We start from the raw sequence: 22,525 nt of genomic DNA, 5'->3' as shown, positions 1-22,525 counted from the left end.
AGGAATCAACGTGGCTCAGAACCCCGGCACATCGAAAAAAACGAAGACGCCGGCGGCAAAAAAGCGGTTGCGCGTTGGTCTTGGCATCATGCTGACCCTGCTGTTGGTAGTGGGTGGCAAGCTCTTTATGGTCCAAGGCCTGGACATGGGCGGAATGGCAGAAGCGGCGCTGGCGAAGCGACTTACTCCCCAGGTCCTGCCGGCAGAACGCGGCCAGATCGTGGACGCGAACGGAACCGTCCTTGCCAGCAGCGTGATCCGCTACAACCTGGTAGTTGACCAGGTCTTGAATACGAACACCGCCACTTTCAAGCGGTACAACGAAAAAACCGATGAGATCGAAACGATCTCCAGGGATCAGGGCATCTCTGAGTTGGCGACCCTCCTGGGTTCCGACGAAGAAAAGATCCGTGAGGCACTGACGGGCGAGAAAAAGTACTTCGTGGTTGCCAAGGACATCAAGCCCGAACTTGAGGACCGGATCTCCAAACTGAACATCCCCGGAGTGGTCCCTGAAGGTGTCAGCAAGCGCGTGTACCCCAACGGCAGCGTTGCCGGTGGCGTGGTGGGTTTCCTCCAGGACGGTGTCACAGGACAGGCCGGCATTGAGCAGACCCAGGATGAGATTCTTCGCGGTGTTGAAGGCAAGCGGGTCTTTGAGATCGGCGCTGACGGCCTGCGGATTCCGGTGGCCACCGATGAACTGACTCCGGCTGTGGATGGCAGCGACGTCAAGCTGACCCTTAACACTGACATCCAGTACTTCGCACAGCAGGCCATCCAAAGCCAAGTCAATAAGATGAACGCCGAGTGGGGGTCCATCATCGTGATGGATATCAAGACCGGAAACCTGGTGGCGTTGGCTGATACCAACGCCCCGGATCCCAACGATCCAGGAAAAGTGGACGCCAAGGACCGGGGCGTGCGCTCCGTGACTGCCGCCTACGAGCCCGGCTCGGTGCAAAAGATGATCACCGCCGCAGCAGTCATCGAGGAAGGCAAATCCTTCCCGTTGGACCATTTCACCATCCCCACGGCATATACCATTGATGGCCAGACGTTTACGGATGCTTTTGAACACGGCACGGAAGAACGTACTCTTGCCGGCATCCTGGGGTGGTCCATGAACACCGGCACCGTCATGGCCGGCAGCAGGTTGACCAAGGAACAGCGCTACGACTGGTTGAAGAAGTTCGGCATCGGGGAGCAAACGGACATCGGGTTGCCGGCTGAAGCCACGGGCATACTCGCCAAGCCTGAGCAGTGGGACGAACGGCAGCAATACACGGTGCTGTTCGGCCAGGGTGTATCGCAGTCCACGCTGCAGACGGTCCGTGCGTTCCAGAGCATCGCCAACGATGGCGTGATGCTCCAGCCCAGGCTCATTGACAGCTACATCACCCCCGAGGGGGAGGAACAGAAGGTCGCTGCCAAGGATTCGCGCCAGGTGGTGTCCAAGGAGACCGCACAGCAGGTCCGGGACATTCTCGAAAGCGCCGTGACCGAAGGGCAGATCAAGGACGCTGCAATTGACGGCTACCGGGTTGGTGCAAAGACGGGAACGTCCCAGGCCCCCCGTGAGGACGGCTTGCCCGGTTTCGATGGCTACACCGCCTCGATGGTGGGCATGGCCCCGATGGACGACCCGCGTTTCATCGTAGAAGTAGTGTTGCAGCGTCCCAAGGGAAACATCTATGGCGTCACCAACGGGCCGGTGTTCCGATCAGTGATGGCCCAGGTCCTGCGGACCTATAACGTGCCGCCGTCCACAGGCACTCCCGCGCGGCTGCCCCAGTTCGTCAAGTAAGCTTTTTGGGCGTCTGTTCGGCCAAAATTCGATCCACCACTCAACGGCCCGGGCGCCGCTGGCCCCCAGCCGGTCGTTCCACGAGCACCAACGGAGAACCACGTGTCAGAGCACAATGAGGCAGCCAACAACGTCACGACCCCGGATGCGGGCCGGTCAGGCTTCCGCCCCGGGTCTGTGGCAGCGGTGCCTTTGCACACCGTCGCGGAGGTCCTTGGCGTAGCCGCCCCGGAGGGAATCCGCGACGCGGGGGTAGCGGGGGTAACCGGTATTACGCTCAATTCCAGGGCTGTGGAACCCGGTGACTTGTACATGGCTTTGCCGGGCGCCTCCCGTCATGGTGCGGACTTCGTACCCCAGGCAGTCGAGGCCGGTGCGGTTGCGGTGGTGACGGACGACGCCGGGGCACGCCAGCTTGCGTTGGCCGGCGAACAGCCGGTACCTGTCCTCATCATTGATGAGCCCCGCACGGCGGTGGGACCGTTGGCGGCGCTGATTTACCGCAGCCAGCCGGCTGAGGGTGGCTACCCCACCCTTTTCGGTGTCACCGGAACCAACGGCAAGACCACCACCACCTACTTCATCAACTCCCTCTTGCGGGCTTTGGGAAAGAAGCCCGGACTCATTGGCACTATCGAGATTGTGGCGGGCGGGGAACCCATTCCCAGCCTGCTGACCACCCCGGAGTCCACGGACGTCCATGCCCTGTTGGCGTTGATGCGTGAACGTGGCCTGGAAGCTGCCTCCATGGAAGTGTCATCCCATGCAATTTCCTACCGCCGCGTGGACGGTGTGATGTTCGACGTCGCGGGCTTCACCAACCTCACCCAGGACCACCTGGACCTGCATGGGAGCATGGAGGAGTACTTCCGAACCAAAGCGGATCTTTTCACGGCCGGAAGGGCCCGGCACGCTGTTGTCACCGTGGACGACCAGTGGGGGCGCAAGCTTGCGGAGGCAGCTGACATCCCTGTCACTACCCTCTCAGCCGGTGGCACCGGTGCCGACTGGCAAGTGGCCGGAATTTCCGCCCGCGGGCTGGGCTCGGAGTTTGAGCTGCGGCACGTTGACGGCCGTTCACTGCACGTCCATACGGGCCTGCCTGGCGACTTCAATGTTGCCAATGCAGCCCTTGCCACGGTAATGGTCCTGGCCTCCGGTGTTGATGAAGAGACCCTCCAAGCAGCCTTGGATACCTATGATCCCTTTACCGTTGCTGTTCCCGGCCGCATGCAGTTGGTATCCACGGAACCGGCGGCCGTTGTTGATTTTGCCCACAATCCCGATGCCCTGGCACGCGCCTTGGAGGCCGTGCGGTCCCCGAAGGAGGGATCCCGCGTCATCGTGGTCTTCGGTGCTACCGGCCAACGGGATCAAGGCAAACGGCCCACCATGGGTGCCATTGCCGCGCGCCTCGCCGACGTGGTGATTGTCAGCGATGACGATCCCCACGACGAAGACGCCGCCTCCATCCGGGCCGAGGTGCTCCAGGGCGCCCACGCGGCGCGCGAGCAGGAGGGACTGTCCAGCGAGATCATTGAGTCCTACCCGAGGGATGCAGCAATCCGCCTGGCCGTGGATCTGGCCACAGCCGCCGACACCATCCTGATAGCCGGACGCGGCCACGAAGTGTGGCAAGAGGTCAAAGGCGTCAACCTGGCCCTGGACGACAGGGTGGAATTGCGCGCCGCCTTGACATCCAAGGGATTCAGCGTTTCAACGGACCAGCGGATAGAGTCCTAAACCGAGATGATTGCACTTACTGCGGCGGAGATCGCCGACATCACCCATGGCCGACTGACCGGAGCTACGGACGTCGTGCCCACCTCCGTCGTCACTGATTCACGGGAAGCGACGCCCGGTTCTTTGTACGTTGCCAAGCCCGGCGAGCACGCCGACGGCCACGACTTCGTCGGGGCCGCTTTCGATCGTGGCGCCGTCCTGGTTCTCGCCGAACGTGAAGTCACCGATGCCGCCGGAAGCCCGTATCCGGCCGTCGTGGTTGATGACGCCGTTCTGGCCATGGGCGCCTTGGCAGCGGAGAGCGTCCGACGCATCAGGGCTGAACGTGCGCAGCGCGGCGAGGACTTTAGCGTCATCGGCATCACTGGCTCGGCGGGTAAAACCACCACCAAGGACCTCCTCGCCGGAGTTCTTTCCGCAGCCGGCAAGACCGTGGCCCCGCAGGGCTCCTACAACGGTGAGGTGGGCGTCCCGCTGACGGTATTCGCCGCCGATGCAGATACCCGCTACCTCGTCATCGAAATGGGCGCCACCGGGCTCGGCCACATCAAGTACCTTGCGGAGATGGTCAAGCCGGATATCGGCGTTGTCCTGGTGGTTGGCACAGCTCATGCAGGTGAATTCGGTGGCGTGGAAAATATCGCCAAAACCAAGGGCGAACTCGTCGAGGCCCTCGGCGAGCACGGCACAGCTGTCATCAACCTGGACGACGGCCGTGTTGCTGCGATGCGCAGCCGGACCAAAGCCAAAGTCCTGGGGTTCACCTCTTCCCCGGCTACCACTGAGGAAGTCGAAGCCCGCAATGTGGTGGTCAATGGCCAGGGATTCCCGGAATTCGATCTGGTACTGCCCGACGGCGGACCTGCCGTTCCGGTGCGAAGCCGCCTGATCGGCGCCCACCACGTCACCAATTTGTTGGCCGCTGCGGCAGCCGCGTTCGCCGCGGGCATTCCGGCATCAGCAATTGCCGCCTCCTTGAGCACGCAGTCGGCGGCCAGCCGCTGGCGCATGGAGCGCACGGAACGCGCGGACGGCGTGACCATCATCAACGACGCCTACAATGCCAACCCCGAATCGATGAGGGCGGCGCTGCGGACCCTTGCAGACCTTGGGCAGGGCAGGCGGACCTGGGCGGTTCTGGGAGCCATGCTCGAGCTGGGGGAGGACTCCATCCGCGAGCACACCGCCGTAGGCACCCAGGTGGTCCGCTTGAACATCTCGCGGCTGGTGGTGGTGGGCCGCGAAGCGCGCGCCCTCTACATCTCTGCCATCCAGGAAGGATCCTGGGGAGACGAATGTTCGTTCACCGAGACGGTGGAAGAAGCCTATGAGCTTCTTCAGAACGAGCTCGAACCCGGTGACCTGGTGCTGTTCAAATCCTCCAACGGCGTGGGGCTGCGGCATTTGGGTGATCGGATAGCATTACCTCCACGGGCCGAGCCCACCGGAGACAACGCAGCCGGCACGGCTGCAAGCGAAGGGAACGAGCTGCTGTGATTGCACTTTTGATCGGCGCCGGCGTCGCCCTTCTGGTAGCCCTGATAGGGACACCCCTGTTCATCAAATTCCTCGTGGCCAAGAGCTACGGGCAATTCATCCGTGACGACGGGCCAACTTCCCACCACACCAAGCGTGGAACGCCCACCATGGGCGGAACGGTAGTGGTAGCCGCTGTTCTCATCAGTTACTTCGTGACCCACCTGATCATGTGGATGATGAACCCGCGCTCACCCGGTCCTTCCGCGTCCGGGCTCCTGCTGCTCTTCCTGATGGTGGGGATGGGCTTTGTGGGCTTCCTGGATGACTACATCAAGATTTCCAACAAGCGAAGCCTGGGACTGAACGCCCGCGCCAAGCTGATCCTCCAAGCTGCCGTTGGAATCATTTTCGCGGTCCTGGTCCTGCAGTTCCCCAATGAGGACGGGTTGCGCCCGGCATCCACCCAAATCTCGCTGGTGCGGGACATCCCCTGGTTGGACCTCGCCTTCGGCGGAACCGTGCTCGGCGCGATCCTCTTCATCGTCTGGTCCAACCTGATCATCACCGCGGCCACCAACGGAGTGAACCTGACCGACGGCCTGGACGGGCTGGCGGCCGGCGCCTCCATCATGGTCTTCGGCGCCTACACCATCATGGGGATCTGGCAGAACAACCAGGCCTGTGGATCACCGCGTGAAGCGGGCAGCGGTTGCTATCAGGTCCGCGACCCCATGGACCTTGCGCTGCTGGCAGCCATCCTCAGTGCCGCCCTGGTGGGCTTCCTGTGGTGGAACACTTCGCCTGCCAAGATCTTCATGGGCGATACCGGCTCGCTGGCGATCGGCGGTGCTGTTGCGGCCTTTGCCATCCTGTCCCGCACTGAACTGCTGCTGGCCTTCATCGGTGGCCTGTTCGTCCTGATCACCCTGTCGGTGATCATCCAAGTGGGCTTCTTCAAGCTCAGCGGCGGCAAGCGCGTCTTCAAGATGGCACCGCTCCAACACCACTTTGAACTCAAAGGCTGGGCGGAAGTCACCGTGGTGGTGCGCTTCTGGATCCTCGCTGGACTCTTTGTGGCCGCGGGTCTTGGGATTTTCTACGCTGAATGGGTGGTACTGCTGTGAACGGAAGCCCGGAGATGACCCCGTCCGCCACGGACAGGCTCAATGGACTCACCAGCTGGGATGCTGATTGGAACGGCCTGCGGGTGGTGGTGACGGGAATCGGTGTATCCGGCTTCTCGGCAGCGGACACCCTGATCGAGCTTGGAGCCAAGGTAGTGGTGGTCGATGCCGCCACCACCGCCAAGGCCAAGGCCCAGGCAGATACCCTGAAAATCGTGGGTGCGGTGGAGGTGTTGTTGGGTGAGGATGCGGTCAGTGCCCTTCCCCTGATCGACGATGCCATGCCCGAACTGGTGGTTACATCGCCAGGCTGGCGACCCGACCAAGCCCTGCTGGCTGCTGCCAAGCGCAAGCACATCCCGGTCTGGGGAGATGTTGAACTGGCCTGGCGCCTCCGCGTCCGCGAGGGACGCAAGACGGCGGATTGGCTCACCATTACCGGCACCAACGGCAAGACCACTACCGTGGGCATGACCGAATCCATGCTGCAGGCGGCTGGACTGAAGGCCATCGCGGTGGGCAACGTGGGAACTCCCATCCTGGACGCGCTGCGTGATCCTGTGGACTATGACGCCTTCGCTGTTGAGCTTTCCAGCTTCCAGCTCCACTGGAGCCACTCCTTGTCACCGGTGGCCAGCGTGTGCCTCAACGTTGCCGAAGACCACGTGGACTGGCACGGATCGTACGGCTCTTACTTGGCGGATAAAGCCAAGGTGTATGAAAACACCCAAAAGGCCGCCGTCTACAACGCGGAGCAGATCGAAACCGAGCGCATGGTGGAGAACGCAGATGTGGTGGAAGGATGCCGTGCCATTGGCTTCACCACCAACACGCCGGCCATCAGCATGCTCGGTGTCGTGGACGGGCTGTTGGTTGACCGTGCTTTCATTGCCGAGCGCAAAGACTCCGCTGCGGAGTTGGCATCGATGTCCGATCTCGGACCCTTTGCCCCGCGGCACATGGTGGCCAATGCACTTGCTGCCGCTGCCCTGGTACGCGCTTACGGAATTGAACCGGCAGCTGTAAAGCAGGGCCTGATCAACTACCTTCCTGGCGCCCACCGCATCCAGGTGGTGGCCAAGCAGAATGACATACTTTGGATCAACGATTCAAAGGCCACCAACCCCCATGCGGCATCGGCTGCGTTGTCCTCCTTCCAGCAGGTTGTCTGGATAGCTGGTGGGCTGTCCAAGGGAGTCAACTATGACGACCTTGTCAAAGAACACGCACCCCGGCTCAAAGCTGTGGTGCTGATCGGTACCGATACCGAGGCACTGGAAGGCTCCCTCCAGCGACACGCACCGGATGTCCCCGTGATAGCGCAGGCGAAGGGCGACACTGAAAAGGTGCAGACCGTAGCCGGCAACGCCGCTTCGCCTATCTACGGCGAGGCCATCATGGCCCAGGCCGTGGCGTCGGCGGCCGAGCTGGCCACGCCAGGGGACACCGTCCTGATGGCACCCGCGGCTGCATCCATGGATCAGTTCTCTTCCTACGCTCACCGCGGCGATGCTTTCGTCCAGGCAGTTCGCGAGCTTGTGGAAGGGCAGGCAACGACCACCGAGGAGTAACAATGGTCAGCACGCCCACCCGCACCCGCGGCAAAGACCCCCGGGACGGGAAACCCAAGGCTCCGGCCAAGCCGGGTAAGAAGCCATCCGGGCTCCGCGGACACCTGCGCAACTTTTGGGACAGCCTCGAAGGCAAGGACAAAGCGCCCAACAGTTCCACGTACTACCTCATCCTGGGCTGTGCTCTGGCGCTCACCGCCATTGGAATCATGATGGTGTTGTCCGCTTCAAGCGTGGAGGCGATCTCCGAAGGGAAATCACCCTACGCGGATGCCCTGAAACAAGCGATGTTTGGCGTTGTCGGGCTGATTGGCATGTATGTCATTTCGCGGACCAACGTGAACTGGATGAAAAGGTTGTCCTGGTGGGCCCTCGGTGGGGTGCTGGTCCTCCTGGTGTTGGTTCAGGTTATGGGCAACACCGTGAACGGCAACAAGAACTGGATCGACATCGGAGGGATAACCCTCCAGCCGTCCGAGATGGCCAAGCTGATCCTCTGCATCTGGATTGCGGCGGTTCTTGCGCGCAAGCAGAAGCTCCTCCACCGCTGGTGGCATGTCATCATTCCCGTAGTTCCCGGAGCCGGCCTGGTCATCGCCTTGGTCATGCTGGGCAACGACCTCGGGACGGTCATCGTCATCGCAGCCATCACAGCTGCGGGACTTTACTTTGCCGGCGTACCCGGACGGATGCTTGCCATCGCCGGCATCATCGGAGCTGTGGGGGCCGTGCTGGGGACCGTCAGCAGTACCAACAGGATCTGCCGCATCACTTCCTGGCTCGGAACGGCGTCCCAGACGTGTACCGACCAATTCGACTTCGATTTCCAATCAACCAACGGCATGTACGGTCTGGCGCAGGGGAGTTGGACCGGCTTGGGCCTTGGGCAAAGCCGTCAGAAGTACAACTGGCTCCCGGAGGCCCATAACGACTTCATCTTTGCCATCATCGGGGAAGAACTTGGCCTGGTAGGGACCCTCGTTGTCCTGATTCTTTTTGCCATCCTTGGCATCGCCATCTTCCGGGTGGTGGTCCGGCAAACCGACCCGTTCCAGCGCACGCTTGCCGGTGGGATCATGGTGTGGCTGCTGGGCCAGGCAAGCATGAACATGGCCGTGGTGACCCAGCTCCTCCCCGTCGTGGGTGTACCGCTTCCGTTCATCTCCTACGGTGGTTCGGCACTGATCATGTCGCTCTGCGGTATCGGCGTAGTCTTGTCCTTGGCCCGAGGCCAATTGCCGCCGCAGCAGCGCCCCCGTTTCCTGCCCCGCCGTTCTCCGAAAACCGCACGAAAGCGTACCTAGCACTTCATGACACCTGACTCCCGCAACGCGTCCAAGCCTTTGTCCGTCGTCCTTGCAGGCGGCGGTACTGCCGGGCATGTCAGCCCGCTGTTGGCCATTGCCGATGCCATCAAGGACAAGCGTCCTGATGCTGCCATCCTGGCTGTAGGCACGCCGTCGGGCATGGAAACGCGGCTCATACCGGCAGCCGGCTATGAACTCGCCACCATTGACCGGGTACCCTTTCCGCGGCGGCCTTCCCTTGACTTGATCAAGCTGCCTGGCCGATTGCGGACCGCAGTGGCCCAGGCCCGCCGGATCCTTGAGGACGCCAACGCCGATGTCCTGGTGGGTGTGGGCGGCTATGTCTGCACGCCGATGTACCTCGCTGCCCGCAAACTCGGCATCCCCGTGGTGATCCACGAGGCCAACATGAAGGCCGGTCTGGCCAACCGTGTGGGTGCCCGGTTCAGCGACCATGTCGCCGTGGCGTTCGCGGGCACCCGGTTGCGGGGAGCGCGGCACCTGGGCATGCCCATACGACGCGCCATTTCCGGGCTTCACCGGGCGACGGCGGCACCTGCGGCCAAAGCATCCCTGGGCCTTGAGCCGGACCGCCCCGCGTTGATCGTCACCGGCGGGTCCTCAGGAGCCCTCAGCATCAACCGTTCCATCGCAGCGGCTTTGCCGGCGTTGGCTGCCGCCGGTATCCAAACCCTGCACATCACCGGTAACGGCAAGGCAGTCCTGAACGACGACGGTGGCCTGCTCGCTGCCGAGGGGTATCGCCAGGTTGAATATGTGTACGGGATGGAAAACGTCTACGCAGCGGCGGATGTCCTTCTTGCCCGCGCCGGCGCCGGAACTGTCAGCGAAGTGGCCGCCGTCGGAGTCCCCGCTGTGTTCGTGCCGCTGCCCATCGGCAACGGGGAACAGGCGTTGAATGCTGCTCCCTTGGTTGCTGCAGGCGGAGCACTTCTGGTCGAGGACAAAGACCTCAGCCCAGAATGGCTTGAGAAAGAGCTGATTCCGTTACTTTCGGACCATACCCGACTCGCCGATATGGCCCGCAAATCCGAAGCACTTGGTATAAGAAACGCCGATCAGCGCATGGCTGATCTTGTCCTGGAAGCGGTATCCGCATGACCACCAGCATCGCACCCCTCGAGTCCCTGGGCCGTGTCCATTTCATTGGCATCGGCGGCGTGGGAATGTCCGCCGTGGCCCGGATCATGGTGGCCCGCGGCGTCCCCGTCAGCGGTACTGATGCCAAGGACCTGCCGGTCATGCACGACCTCTCCGCTGCCGGGGCACGCATCGCCGTGGGATACCACCAAGGGAACTTGGCCGACGCCCAGACGATCGTTGCCGGTTCGGCCATCCGCGCCGACAATCCGGAGCTTGCCGCGGCGAGGGCTTCCGGCTTGCCTGTACTGCATCGGTCCGAAGCGCTTGCCGCCACCATGGCCGGTCACCGCGTGGTGACAGTGGCCGGCACCCACGGCAAGTCCACCACTACCTCCATGATTGCCGTCCTGCTCAAGGAAGCCGGTGTCGATCCCTCGTTTGCGATCGGGGCCAACGTCCCGGCGCTGGGCGTGAACGCAGCCCACGGGAACTCGGATATTTTTGTTGCCGAGGCGGATGAATCGGACGGTTCTTTCCTCAACTACCGGCCGCTGATCGCCGTCGTGACCAATGTCGAAGCCGACCACCTGGACCACTACGGAACCCCGGAAGCGGTGTTCGCGTCTTTTGACGACTTTGCAGCGCTCCTTCCCGCCGACGGCGTTCTCCTGGCCTGCGCCGATGATGCCGGCGCCCGTGCCCTGGCCGGGCGCACTGCATCCCGGGGAACCACGCGCGTCCTGACCTACGGGACCTCCGACGACGCCGACATCCGGCTTTTCGACGACGGCCCGGGCGAGGTTTCGGTGGGTATCGGAGACCACCTCCACAGGGTCGAATTGCAGGTTCCCGGACGTCACAACGCCCTGAATGCGGCAGCAGCGTTCGCGGTCGCCGTCGAACTTGGGGTGGAGCCGGCAGCCGCAGCTGCGGCCCTGGGTCATTTCACCGGAGCTTCACGACGCTTTGAACTCAAAGGACAGGGCAGGGGAGTGCGGGTTTACGACGATTACGCCCACCACCCCACGGAGGTGCGGGCCGCCCTGTCGGCAGCCCGTTCCGTAGCAGGCGGCAACATGGTCCATGTCCTGTTCCAGCCCCACCTGTTTTCGCGTACGCGTGAATTTGCCAAGGAATTTGCTGAGGCATTGGACGCGGCGGACACTGCCTTGATTCTGGATATCTACCCAGCACGTGAAGACCCCATTCCCGGAGTCACCAGTGCGCTGATTGCTGATCAGCTGACCACGGGCCGGATGATCCCCGCCGGCGAAGCCGTGGACGCGTTGGCCGCGGTAGCCCAGGACGGTGATGTCATCCTGACGGTGGGAGCCGGTGACGTCACAGCCTACGGGCCAGTGATCGTGGAGGCACTGGGTGGCTAGCACCCGCAAGCCGACGTACAGGCCGGGAACTGAGCCCCGGCCCGTTGCCCAGCGTCCGGTTGCTGCACGGCCGGGCAAGAAGGACGGATCGGAGGGCGTCATCAGCGCCCAACGCTCCCTTGAGCCGGAGCAGGATTCCGGTGCTGCGGCCCGTCAGGAGGCTGCCGGCAAGCCCGGCGCTTCCGCAGCATCGCCGGATAACGTCATTGTCTTTCCGGAGCCGAAACGACGGCGCCGGCGAAGACTGGTGCTGTGGACACTTTCCATCGTGGCCGCCGTGGTGGCGGCCCTGATTGCCGTGGCGGTTTTCTCGCCGGCGTTGGCCGTCAGGACCATTACCGTGGACGGCACCACGTTGTTGACTCCGGAAGCCGTGCAGAAAGCCCTCTCCAGCCTCGAAGGCAAACCGCTGCCGCAGGTCAGTGAACAGGAGATCAATGAGCTCCTGAAGCCGCTTGTACAGGTCCGCTCCGCCACCATGGAGGCGCGGCCGCCGTCGGAGTTGTTGGTCCATGTCAACGAACGCGTCCCGGTGGCCTTGCTGAAACAAGGCGATTCGTACGTGATGGTCGATGTGGACGGAGTGCAGCTTGGGGCCACCAAGGACCAGTCAGCCGTGGCCCTGCCCCTGATCGACGCCGGTGCAGGGGCCACCGACACGGAATTGTTCAAGGCCATTGCGGCCGTCCTGGACACCCTGCCTGCCGATGTCCGGGCCAAAATGTCTACGGCGTCAGCGGCCTCCGCTGACGCTGTTGAGCTGAAACTGGTCGATGGAAAGACGGTAGTGTGGGGCAATGCCGAGGACAGGGAACTGAAGGCCAAGGCACTTGAAGCGCTGCTCAAGATGCCCGCGGACCCGAAGGTTCCCGTGCGCGTTTACGACGTCAGCGTGCCGCGGCATCCATTCACCAAATAAGCAGGGTTAAGAACGTAACCTACGGTCGTCGGTGGCCTAATTTCGCGACAATCACACGACACGCGCAAGCGGAGATTGCATGTGCGAACCATAGGAAATACCGTCGCAGTAGAGTTACTTGACATAACTATAACCTTCAACTAGAGGGTTAAGGTCCAAGAATTCAAGTTGGACTCGATCAGTTTCGCTATAGGACACAAGCAAGGGGCACGAAACGTGGCAGCACCGCAGAATTACTTGGCCGTCATCAAGGTCGTCGGCATCGGCGGCGGTGGCGTGAACGCAGTCAACCGCATGATCGAGGTGGGCCTTCGGGGAGTCGAGTTCATCGCCATCAATACTGACGCGCAGGCGCTGCTCATGAGCGACGCCGACGTCAAGCTTGACGTCGGACGTGAACTCACGCGTGGCCTCGGAGCCGGCGCGAATCCCGAGGTCGGCAAGCAAGCCGCCGAGGACCACGCCGACGAGATCGAAGAAGTTCTCCGCGGTGCTGACATGGTCTTCGTTACCGCAGGCGAAGGCGGTGGCACCGGAACAGGTGGCGCCCCCGTGGTGGCACGCATCGCCCGGTCGCTGGGCGCGCTGACCATCGGCGTGGTGACCCGCCCGTTCACCTTCGAGGGCCGCCGTCGTGCAGGTTCGGCAGAGGCCGGCATCGACGCCCTGCGCGATGAAGTCGACACCCTGATCGTCATCCCCAACGATCGCCTCCTGTCCATCAGTGATCGCAACGTCTCCGTCCTGGACGCCTTCCGTTCAGCGGACCAGGTGCTCCTCTCCGGTGTCCAGGGGATCACGGACCTCATCACCACCCCCGGCCTGATCAACCTCGACTTCGCAGACGTCAAGTCCGTCATGCAGGGTGCCGGCTCAGCCCTGATGGGTATTGGATCCGCCCGGGGCGAGGACCGCGCTGTCAAGGCTGCGGAACTGGCCATTGCTTCCCCGCTCCTTGAAGCGTCCATTGACGGTGCCCACGGCGTCCTGCTGTCCATCCAGGGTGGATCGGACCTGGGCCTCTTCGAAATCAACGAGGCCGCCCGCCTGGTTCAGGAAGTGGCCCACCCCGAAGCGAACATCATCTTCGGTGCAGTCATTGACGACGCCTTGGGAGATGAAGCCCGCGTGACCGTGATCGCCGCAGGCTTTGATGACGTGAAGGCGACCTCTCCTTCCATGGACCAGTCGCGTCCCGCGCAGAACCCCGTTCCTTCCGATCGTCCCGCTGCGCCGAGCAGTGCCCCGTCCAGCGCCGCTGCTCCACAGCACGCAACGGCGGGAATTGGCGCCGCAGGCTTGAGCAACTGGGGCCAGCAGCGTCCGTCGGCCCTCCCGGCCGACTCCGGCTTCGACGTCGATCTCCCTGCCGTAGTGGAGCCTGATCTTTCGGGCAGCCGCTCGGACGACCTCGACGTCCCCGACTTCCTGAAGTAGGCCACGTTCGGAGAGTCAGTTCCTGGTGTTCTGGTGGCGGAATGAAGTTCGTCCCGGCGTTTCTGTAGCCTTCACGGATACAGGCGCCGGGAACCTGGCTCTCCATGTGGGGGACAACCCCACTGAGGTCCTGGCTCGTCGCGTTCGTGTGGAACAGGCTGCCGGGCTCGAGTCCGGCAGGTTCCAATACATGGAACAGGTCCACGGCAAGACTGTGGAGTTCATCGACACCTACGGGCCAGGACCCACCGCTGATGCCATGGTTTCAGCGGTCACCGTTTCCAACGCTGCTGCACAGCCATTGGCTGTCATGGTGGCTGACTGCGTGCCCGTGGTTTTCGTGGGGAACGGTGCCGATAACGAACCCGTGATCGCTGTGGCGCACGCGGGCCGGCCCGGTGTGGCTTCCGCCGTGGTACCCGCAACCGTTGAAGAAATGCGCAAGCACGGCGCAGTGGACATCCGCGCGTGGCTGGGCCCGTCGATCTGCGGATCGTGTTACGAGGTTCCCGGGGAATTGCGCGATGAAGTCGCCGCCCTGGTTCCTGCTACCTGGTCAGCCACCTCCTGGGGCACGCCGGCACTGGATCTTCCGGCTGGCGTCAGGGCACAGTTGGCAGGCTTGGATGTCACCGTGGAGTACTCGGGAGAGTGCACGCTGGAGAACAACTCACTTTTTTCATACCGCCGGGAGTCCCGGACGGGTCGATTTGCAGGTTTGGTGTGGACGCATGATTAGCCTTGGTCGCGACGACGAACAGCCCGCGGCTCCCGGCGATGCCCGGACTGCCGAGCTCGCACAGCGGCTTGGGGCGGTCCGGCGCCGGATTGAAACAGCTGCAGATGCTTCCGGGCGGACTGAGCTGCCACGGCTGATTGTGGTGACCAAGTTCCACCCTGCCGCCGACGTCCGTCGCTTGGCCGCCTTGGGCGTGTCCGACGTCGGAGAAAACCGCGATCAGGAAGCGGCCGCCAAGAGCGCCGACCTGGCCGACATCGCCCTTCAGTGGCATTTCATCGGGCAGCTTCAAAGCAACAAGGCCAAGTCGGTCGCCAAATATGCTTCCTCCGTACAGTCGATCGACAGGCTCCAGCTTGTTGACGCCTTGGCCAAGGCCATTGCGCGGGAACAGGATGCTACCGGACGCAGCGACCTCGACTGCTTCATCCAGGTTGGTTTGGATGACGACGCCGGATCCCACCGAGGTGGTGCCAGCCCCTCCGACGTCGAGGTCATTGCCGGGAGGATTGAGTCGGCTCCCGGTCTCCAGTTGTCGGGGCTCATGGCTGTCGCCCCGCTGGGGGCTGATCCTGAGGCTGCATTTGAAAAACTTGCCGGCATTTCCGAGGCCCTCAGGGCCAAGCATCCAACCGCAACCGGTATTTCCGCAGGGATGAGCCAGGACCTTGAGGCAGCTGTGAAGTTCGGGGCGACACACCTGAGAATTGGCTCCGATATTCTCGGTTCCCGTCCGGCCGTGGGGTAGCGTCAAAGTATTGGAATGACGGGCCGGGGTTCCAATTTGTCACGTCATGGCGGCCCGCCTACTGCAGAAACGATAGGAGTGCACCATGGCTGGCGCTCTGCGCAAGACAATGATCTATCTTGGGCTCGCCGACGGCGATGAACACTACGAATCTGAGCAGGCCGTCGCCTCGCACCACGACGAAGACCGCCCCCAGGCACAGGAACGGGAAGAGCGCCGGGCGCCTGCTCCCGTCCGGGAAGTTGTCCGTGAAATGCCCACTGTAGATGCCGAAGAGGAATACCGCGCACCCGTGACACCCATCAAGCGTGCGGCCTCCAGCCGCGAAGATGCCTCTGGCCTGAGGCAGATCACCACCGTTCATCCCCGTTCCTACAATGACGCAAAAGTCATCGGTGAGAGCTTCAGGGATGGCATTCCGGTCATCATGAACGTCACCGACATGGGTGAAGCCGATGCCAAGCGCCTCGTGGACTTCTCCGCCGGCTTGGTGTTCGGCCTCCACGGCAGCATCGAGAGGGTCACCAACAAGGTTTTCCTGTTGTCACCGTCATATGTCGAGGTCATCGGAGATGACAAGAAGGCCAGCGAAACCCAGGCCAGCTTCTTCAACCAGAGCTAACAACGATCTTTTGCGGATGCCAGGCGGGTCAACCTGCCTGGCATCTGTGTTGCAATAGTAGGGACCGATCCGCATTCCGGAACAAGTGGGAGATCTGAGCTAACTCGTGGGCATTGTTTTCGGCCTTATCTATATTGTGTTGTTGCTGTTCTTCATTGCCCTGATCATCCGGCTCATCTTCGAATGGGTCCAGATGTTTGCCCGCCAGTGGCGGCCGCGGGGTGTGGCGTTGGTTACAGCGCATGTGGTCTACTCCGTTACGGATCCTCCGCTGGGGAGGCTCCGAAGGCTGATACCGCCCCTCCAGTTGGGCGGAATTTCCTTGGATTTGGGCTTCCTGATCCTGATTATTGCCGTCAGTATTGCTATGGCGGTAACCAGCAGCCTGGCGTAGCTGCTTCGCGGAACCCGGACCACCGATGGTTCAAAGGCCGCAAATTCTCCAAATCAACACGATGGTGTTGAATTGGAGGAACCAGATGATATTTAGGTACCGTAGTTTTGAACGGCCGGAAGGCCTACTGACTAACTAGACCAACGAGGTGACCAGATGGCTTTGACGCCAGAAGACGTTGTCAACAAGCGCTTTCAGCCGACCAAGTTCCGCGAAGGCTACGACCAGGACGAGGTAGATGACTTCCTCGACGAGATCGTGGTGGAACTTCGCCGCTTGAACCAGGAAAATGACGAACTTCGCAAGAAGCTCGGCGAAGCCGGTTCGGCAGTGCCTGCTGCAGCTGCTGCGGCTCCGGTGGTTGAGAAGGTTCCGGCCCCCGTCAAGGTCGACAAAGAAGCTGAGGCCAAGGCGGAAGCCGAAGCCAAGGCTGCTGAAGCTGCCAAGAAGAAGGAAGCCGAGCAGGCTGCAGCCGCTGCTGCCGCTGCAAAGGCTCCCGCTGCGAACAACACCGTCACCCCTTCCGCGGAATCTGCTGCAGGGCTGCTGGCCATGGCCCAGCAGATGCACGACAAGCACGTTTCCGACGGTGCGCAGCAGAAGGAAAAGATCATTGCCGAGGCTCAGATCGAGGCTTCCAGCCTCGTCAACGATGCCCAGGAGAAGTCCCGCAAGATCCTCGGTGCACTGGAGCAGCAGCGCTCCGTCCTTGAGCGCAAGGTTGAGCAGCTCCGTGGCTTCGAGCGCGATTACCGTTCACGCCTGAAGGCCTACATCGAAGGCCAGTTGCGCGACCTGGACGCCCGTGGTTCCGTCGCTGCCCCTGAGGTCGGCGAAGCAACCGCAGACGTTTAGCAAGTATTCTGAAAGCCGGTGGCTGAGGACTCCTCGGCCACCGGCTTTTGCTGTTAAAGACCATGACAGTGCCCGCCACGCTTCCCGAATGAAAGCACTATGACCGACTTCACCGATGACGCCCCTCAGCCGGCGCCCGCCGCCCGCCGCGCATGGCGCCCGGCCATGCTTTGGCTGTTTGCCGGCTTTGCCGTGTTCGCCTACGCCTTTGATCAGCTCACCAAGCTTTGGGTAACCAGCACCATGACGGAGGGGGAGCGGATCCCGGTGTTCCCTCCCTTGCTGCACTGGTACTACATCCGGAACTCGGGTGCTGCCTTCTCCATCGGCGAGAACGTCACGTGGATCTTCACGATTGTCATGGCGGTTGTTTCCGTGGCGATTCTCTTTCAGTTGCGAAAGTTGGGCTCGGCGTGGTGGGCTCTGTCGCTTGGCCTGCTGCTCGGCGGAGCGCTGGGCAACCTCACTGACCGATTGTTCCGGGAACCCTCATTTGCCATGGGACATGTGGTGGACTTCATCCAGCTTCCCAACTTCGCGATTTTCAACATTGCAGACTCAGCCGTGGTGTCCGGCGTTGTCATCATCTGCCTTCTGACGCTTCGCGGCATCGGGATGGATGGGACTCGCCAGACGTCCGCTCCCAAACCTGCCAACGGGTCCAAAGGCGCCAATGAAGCCAAACCGGCCGGCGGTCCCGCAGGGGAGCCTGCCGGTGAGTAGCTCGGTCGTGGTGCCCGATGACCTGGCGGGGGTCAGGGCGGACGCAGGCCTGGCCCAGCTGCTTGACATCTCGCGGTCGGCGGCGGCGCTGCTGATTGCCGAAGGCAATGTGACTGTAGGCGGCGTTGCGGTAGGCAAGTCGGCCAAGCTCGCCGCCGGCTCGGTGCTGGATGTCACCGTCCCTGATCGTAGGGACCCCTTGGAAGTGGTGGAGGAAGTTGTGGAAGGCCTGAAGATCCTGTTGGACGACGACGAATTCGTTGTCATCGACAAACCGGTGGGGGTCGCGGCCCATCCCTCACCTGGCTGGGTGGGACCTACTGTGGTGGGCGGCCTTGCCGGTGCCGGGTACAGGATCTCCACATCCGGCGCACCTGAGCGCGCCGGAATCGTCCACCGGCTCGACGTCGGGACATCGGGGGTCATGGTGGTGGCCAAGACCGAACATGCTTACACCGTGCTCAAGCGCGCTTTCAAGGAGCGCACGGTGGAGAAGGTCTACCACGCCGTGGTCCAAGGCCTGCCTGATCCCCTGGAGGGCACCATCGACGCGCCTATCGGGCGCCACCCCGGCCACGACTGGCGGTTCGCGGTGATCGAGGATGGACGTCCCTCAGTGACCCACTATGAGGTGTTGGAAGCCTTCGGCAAGGCAACCTTGGTGGAAGTGCATCTGGAGACCGGCCGGACCCACCAGATCCGCGTCCACTTCTCGGCTTTGCGTCATCCATGTGCGGGAGATCTCACGTACGGCGCGGACCCCCGTCTGGCAGCGACCCTGGGATTGACCCGGCAGTGGCTTCACGCACGTCAGCTTGGATTCACGCACCCCGGCACCGGTGAATGGGTGGAAGTGAGCAGCGAGTATCCAGCGGACCTTCAGTACGCCCTGGACCTCCTCGCCACAGGTTCAGCCTAAGGAACCTCCGTCAGGGCCCGGGCCCCGCTGACCGACGGTAGACTGTCGTGGTGACTTCCAGCAATGATTCGTTTGTCCACCTGCACACCCATACCGAGTACTCCATGCTGGATGGAGCGGCCCGTCTGGGTGAGCTGTTCGATGAAACCGAACGTCTCGGGATGCCCGCCCTGGCCACCACGGACCACGGCTATCTGTTCGGTGCGTTCGACTTCTGGCGCAAGGCCACCGACAAGGGCATCAAGCCGATCATCGGCGTCGAAGCCTATGTCACACCCGGAACCGCCCGCGGCGACAAAGAGCGTGTTCGCTGGGGCGACGAAAGCCAGCGCAAAGATGATGTTTCCGGTGGTGGCTCGTATACCCACATGACGCTGCTCAGCTATAACAACGTGGGTATGAGGAACCTGTTCCGGGCCTCCTCCATTGCTTCCCTGGACTCCGTGTTCGGCAAGTGGCCCAGGCTGGACCGGGAACTGCTCAACACGTATTCCGAGGGCCTTATCGCCACCACGGGTTGCCCATCCGGGGAGGTCCAGACCAAACTGCGGCTGGGCCTTTACCGAGAAGCCGTTGAAGCCGCAGCAGAGTTCCGCGACATCTTCGGGGCAGAGAATTACTTCTGCGAGCTCATGGACCACGGGCTGGACATTGAACGTCGCGTCACCGGGGACCTCCTGCGCCTTGCCAAAGAGCTCAATCTCCCGCTGGTGGCCACCAACGACCTCCACTACACGCACGAGCACGATGCCAAAGCCCACGAGGCCCTGCTGGCCATCCAGTCCGGGTCCACGCTGCTGGAACCGACGTATGACAACGGCGGTTCACGGTTCGCTTTCTCGGGCAGTGGCTACTACCTGAAGTCTCCGCAGGAAATGCGGGAGTTGTTCCGCGATCACCCCGAAGCCTGCGACAACACGTTGCTCATCGCTGAGCGCTGCGAGGTCTCGTTCAATACCGGCGCCAACTACATGCCGCGCTTCCCCTGCCCGCCGGGAGAGGACGAGACGTCCTGGCTGGTCAAGGAAGTGGATACGGGCCTCAAGTACCGGTACCCCCAAGGCATCCCGGACAAGGTCCGCAAGCAGGCTGACTACGAGCTTGGCGTCATCACGTCCATGGGATTCCCCGGGTACTTCCTGGTGGTTGCCGACTTTATCAACTGGGCCAAGAACAATGGCATCCGCGTGGGTCCCGGCCGTGGTTCCGGTGCAGGTTCCATGGTGGCCTATGCCATGCGCATCACCGACCTCGACCCCCTGCAGCACGGCCTGATCTTTGAGCGCTTCCTCAACCCGGACCGCGTCTCCATGCCCGACTTCGACGTCGACTTCGATGATCGGCGCCGTTCCGAGGTCATTGACTACGTCACCAAGAAATACGGTGACGAGCGCGTGGCGATGATCGTCACCTACGGCACCATCAAGACCAAGCAGGCACTGAAGGACTCCTCCCGCGTGCTGGGTTACCCGTTCAGCATGGGCGAGACCCTGACCAAGGCACTTCCGCCCGCCGTCATGGCCAAGGATATTCCGCTGGCGGACATTCAGAACCCTGAGTCCAAGCGCTACAGCGAAGCAGGGGATTTCCGCCAGCTCATTGCCACCGATCCTGAGGCCGCGAAGGTTTTTGAGACCGCGCTGGGCATCGAGGGCCTGAAGCGCCAGTGGGGTGTCCACGCTGCTGGTGTCATCATGTCCTCGGACCCCATCATCGATGTCATTCCCATCATGCGCCGTTTCCAGGACGGCCAGGTCATCACCCAGTTCGACTACCCGACGTCCGAAGGCCTCGGCCTGATCAAGATGGACTTTTTGGGCCTGAGAAACCTGACGATCATTTCCGATGCCCTGGAAAACATCAAGATGAACCGTGGCGTTGACCTTGACCTGGAAAATCTGGAACTCGACGACGCCGCGTCCTACGAGCTCCTTGCGCGTGGTGACACGTTGGGCGTCTTCCAGCTCGACGGCGGCCCCATGCGCTCCCTGCTCAAGCTGATGAAGCCTGACAACTTCGAAGACATCTCCGCTGTGCTGGCGCTGTACCGGCCGGGTCCGATGGGTGCCAACGCCCACACGGATTACGCCTTGCGCAAGAACGGGATCCAAGAGGTCATCCCCATTCACCCGGAGCTGGAAGAACCCCTCAAGGAGATTCTCGGCGGCACCTTCGGCCTGATCGTGTATCAGGAACAGGTCATGGCCGTGGCGCAAAAGCTTGCCGGATACTCGCTTGGCCAGGCTGACATCCTCCGCCGCGCCATGGGTAAGAAGAAGAAGTCCGAACTGGATAAGCAGTTTGCCGGTTTCTCCCAGGGTATGCAGGACAACGGCTATTCGATGGCTGCCGTGAAGACCCTGTGGGACATCCTGCTCCCGTTCTCCGACTACGCGTTCAACAAAGCCCACTCGGCTGCCTATGGCGTGATTTCCTACTGGACGGCCTATTTGAAGGCGCACTACGCGCCCGAATACATGGCGGCACTGCTCACCTCCGTGGGCGACGATAAGGACAAGTCGGCCATCTACCTCAACGAGTGCCGGCGCATGGGCATCACGGTCCTGCCGCCCGACGTCAACGAGTCCTCGCTGAACTTCACCCCGGTGGGAACGGATATCCGTTTCGGCATGGGAGCTATCCGCAACGTGGGCGTCAACGTGGTGGACGCCATGGTCTCAACACGGACCACTGAGGGCAACTACACCTCGTTCAAGGATTTCCTCTTGAAAGTGCCGGCTGTGGTGTGCAACAAGCGCACCATCGAATCGCTGATCAAGGCCGGTGCCTTCGATTCGCTGGGTCACCACCGCCGCGCCTTGGCCATGATCCACGAAGAAGCCATCGATTCTGTGATCACCCTCAAACGCAATGAGGCAATCGGCCAGTTTGACCTCTTTGCCGGCTTTGAGGACCAGGAACCGGAGGCCTCGCTCACTACGGAAATTCCGGACCTCCCCGAATGGGAGAAGAAGGACAAGTTGTCCTTCGAGCGGGACATGCTGGGCCTTTACGTTTCAGACCATCCGTTGCAAGGGCTCGAGGGCGTCCTCAGCCAGCACGCGGAACAGTCCATTACCTCGATCATCGCCGAGGACGGACCACACGACGGCGCGATTGTCACCATCGCGGGCATGATTACCTCGTTGAGCCGAAGGATCGCAAAGGCCAGCGGAAACGCCTATGCCCGTGCGGAAATCGAGGACCTTGGCGCTTCCATGGAGGTCATGTTCTTTGGCCAGGTCTACGGACCCATTGCCTCGGTGTTGGCGGAGGACCTCATTGTGGTGGTCAAAGGTCGGCTCCAACGACGCGACGACGGCGCAGTGACCCTGAACTGCATGGAGCTTTCCGTCCCGGACCTGAGCGAGAGCGTGAACGGTCCTGTGGTCATCACCATTCCAACCTTCAAGGCGACGGAGGCTGTGGTCACGGACCTGCGCGATGTCCTCCGCACCCACCGGGGCAACTCGGAAGTGCGATTAAAGCTGATGGGAGATACCAAGGTCGAAGTCATGGGCCTGCCCGTTCATATGCGGGTGAACCCCAGTCCGTCCCTGTTTGGTGATCTGAAGGTCCTGCTGGGTCCGGCCTGCCTGGACAACTAGCAGACCGGAGCGGCCGGGTCGAAGTCCGGCCTGGCCGAATG

General features: G+C 62.2%; 18 protein-coding genes. All 18 read left to right on the top strand.

Annotated features, from left to right (window positions below; translation table 11 throughout):
• Positions 1-10: 10 nt before the first annotated feature.
• A complete protein-coding gene (locus tag M1D51_RS13495; protein WP_172325851.1) occupies positions 11-1,807 on the top strand; it encodes a peptidoglycan D,D-transpeptidase FtsI family protein in 1,797 nt (598 codons plus the stop codon).
• 102 nt (positions 1,808-1,909) lie between these two features.
• A complete protein-coding gene (locus M1D51_RS13490) occupies positions 1,910-3,550 on the top strand; it encodes a UDP-N-acetylmuramoyl-L-alanyl-D-glutamate--2,6-diaminopimelate ligase (protein ID WP_458106846.1) in 1,641 nt (546 codons plus the stop codon).
• A gap of 6 nt (positions 3,551-3,556) precedes the next feature.
• Positions 3,557-5,047 carry a UDP-N-acetylmuramoyl-tripeptide--D-alanyl-D-alanine ligase gene (locus M1D51_RS13485; RefSeq protein ID WP_458106845.1) on the top strand — a complete coding sequence of 497 codons (1,491 nt, stop codon included), beginning with the start codon at positions 3,557-3,559 and terminating at the stop codon, positions 5,045-5,047.
• Positions 5,044-6,153 carry a phospho-N-acetylmuramoyl-pentapeptide-transferase gene (gene mraY / locus M1D51_RS13480; protein ID WP_089594499.1) on the top strand — a complete coding sequence of 370 codons (1,110 nt, stop codon included), beginning with the start codon at positions 5,044-5,046 and terminating at the stop codon, positions 6,151-6,153. Before M1D51_RS13485 ends, mraY begins: the two co-directional genes overlap by 4 nt.
• Complete coding sequence (murD, locus tag M1D51_RS13475; protein WP_458106844.1) at positions 6,135-7,724, top strand: UDP-N-acetylmuramoyl-L-alanine--D-glutamate ligase; 1,590 nt, start codon at positions 6,135-6,137, stop codon at positions 7,722-7,724. The genes mraY and murD overlap by 19 nt, the downstream gene beginning before the upstream one ends.
• A gap of 2 nt (positions 7,725-7,726) precedes the next feature.
• Positions 7,727-9,028, top strand: coding sequence for a putative lipid II flippase FtsW (gene ftsW, locus M1D51_RS13470; RefSeq protein ID WP_458106843.1), 1,302 nt, complete (start codon positions 7,727-7,729; stop codon positions 9,026-9,028).
• A gap of 6 nt (positions 9,029-9,034) precedes the next feature.
• Positions 9,035-10,153, top strand: coding sequence for an undecaprenyldiphospho-muramoylpentapeptide beta-N-acetylglucosaminyltransferase (murG, locus tag M1D51_RS13465; protein ID WP_458106842.1), 1,119 nt, complete (start codon positions 9,035-9,037; stop codon positions 10,151-10,153).
• Positions 10,150-11,520, top strand: a complete 1,371-nt coding sequence (murC, locus tag M1D51_RS13460) for a UDP-N-acetylmuramate--L-alanine ligase (RefSeq protein WP_458106841.1) — start codon at positions 10,150-10,152, stop codon at positions 11,518-11,520. Before murG ends, murC begins: the two co-directional genes overlap by 4 nt.
• Entirely contained in the window at positions 11,513-12,439 is a 927-nt protein-coding gene (locus M1D51_RS13455; RefSeq protein WP_458106840.1) for an FtsQ-type POTRA domain-containing protein, read from the top strand. Before murC ends, M1D51_RS13455 begins: the two co-directional genes overlap by 8 nt.
• A gap of 216 nt (positions 12,440-12,655) precedes the next feature.
• Complete coding sequence (gene ftsZ, locus M1D51_RS13450) at positions 12,656-13,876, top strand: cell division protein FtsZ (protein WP_011774419.1); 1,221 nt, start codon at positions 12,656-12,658, stop codon at positions 13,874-13,876.
• Positions 13,877-13,901: 25 nt separating this feature from the next.
• Positions 13,902-14,615 carry a polyphenol oxidase family protein gene (locus M1D51_RS13445; protein ID WP_458106839.1) on the top strand — a complete coding sequence of 238 codons (714 nt, stop codon included), beginning with the start codon at positions 13,902-13,904 and terminating at the stop codon, positions 14,613-14,615.
• Positions 14,608-15,363: a YggS family pyridoxal phosphate-dependent enzyme gene (locus M1D51_RS13440; protein ID WP_458106838.1), complete on the top strand. Its 756-nt coding sequence runs from the start codon at positions 14,608-14,610 to the stop codon at positions 15,361-15,363. The genes M1D51_RS13445 and M1D51_RS13440 overlap by 8 nt, the downstream gene beginning before the upstream one ends.
• An 85-nt stretch (positions 15,364-15,448) precedes the next feature.
• Positions 15,449-15,985 (top strand): cell division protein SepF, encoded by a 537-nt coding sequence (locus M1D51_RS13435; RefSeq protein ID WP_172325757.1) that lies wholly within the window; start codon positions 15,449-15,451, stop codon positions 15,983-15,985.
• A 106-nt stretch (positions 15,986-16,091) separates the two neighbouring features.
• Positions 16,092-16,379: a YggT family protein gene (locus tag M1D51_RS13430; RefSeq protein WP_017200850.1), complete on the top strand. Its 288-nt coding sequence runs from the start codon at positions 16,092-16,094 to the stop codon at positions 16,377-16,379.
• A gap of 156 nt (positions 16,380-16,535) precedes the next feature.
• Positions 16,536-17,234 (top strand): DivIVA domain-containing protein, encoded by a 699-nt coding sequence (locus M1D51_RS13425; RefSeq protein WP_172325758.1) that lies wholly within the window; start codon positions 16,536-16,538, stop codon positions 17,232-17,234.
• A gap of 99 nt (positions 17,235-17,333) precedes the next feature.
• Positions 17,334-17,957 (top strand): signal peptidase II, encoded by a 624-nt coding sequence (lspA, locus tag M1D51_RS13420; protein WP_458106837.1) that lies wholly within the window; start codon positions 17,334-17,336, stop codon positions 17,955-17,957.
• Positions 17,950-18,876 carry an RluA family pseudouridine synthase gene (locus tag M1D51_RS13415; RefSeq protein ID WP_458106836.1) on the top strand — a complete coding sequence of 309 codons (927 nt, stop codon included), beginning with the start codon at positions 17,950-17,952 and terminating at the stop codon, positions 18,874-18,876. The genes lspA and M1D51_RS13415 overlap by 8 nt, the downstream gene beginning before the upstream one ends.
• 50 nt (positions 18,877-18,926) lie before the next feature.
• The gene (gene dnaE, locus M1D51_RS13410; RefSeq protein WP_026542520.1) at positions 18,927-22,484 is read left to right on the top strand and encodes a DNA polymerase III subunit alpha; all 3,558 of its coding nucleotides are present in this window, start codon (positions 18,927-18,929) and stop codon (positions 22,482-22,484) included.
• Positions 22,485-22,525 lie beyond the last annotated feature (41 nt).

It is taken from the genome of Arthrobacter sp. R3-55, assembly GCF_054161505.1.
This window is presented reverse-complemented; position numbering and strand designations above follow the sequence as displayed.

Coding starts and splice junctions, on each gene's coding strand:
- M1D51_RS13485 (WP_458106845.1), top strand. CDS start 3,557: ATGATTGCACTTACTGCGGCGGAGATCGCCGACATCACCCATGGCCGA.
- murD (WP_458106844.1), top strand. CDS start 6,135: ATGGGTGGTACTGCTGTGAACGGAAGCCCGGAGATGACCCCGTCCGCC.
- ftsW (WP_458106843.1), top strand. CDS start 7,727: ATGGTCAGCACGCCCACCCGCACCCGCGGCAAAGACCCCCGGGACGGG.
- murG (WP_458106842.1), top strand. CDS start 9,035: ATGACACCTGACTCCCGCAACGCGTCCAAGCCTTTGTCCGTCGTCCTT.
- murC (WP_458106841.1), top strand. CDS start 10,150: ATGACCACCAGCATCGCACCCCTCGAGTCCCTGGGCCGTGTCCATTTC.
- M1D51_RS13440 (WP_458106838.1), top strand. CDS start 14,608: ATGATTAGCCTTGGTCGCGACGACGAACAGCCCGCGGCTCCCGGCGAT.
- M1D51_RS13435 (WP_172325757.1), top strand. CDS start 15,449: ATGGCTGGCGCTCTGCGCAAGACAATGATCTATCTTGGGCTCGCCGAC.
- M1D51_RS13425 (WP_172325758.1), top strand. CDS start 16,536: ATGGCTTTGACGCCAGAAGACGTTGTCAACAAGCGCTTTCAGCCGACC.
- lspA (WP_458106837.1), top strand. CDS start 17,334: ATGACCGACTTCACCGATGACGCCCCTCAGCCGGCGCCCGCCGCCCGC.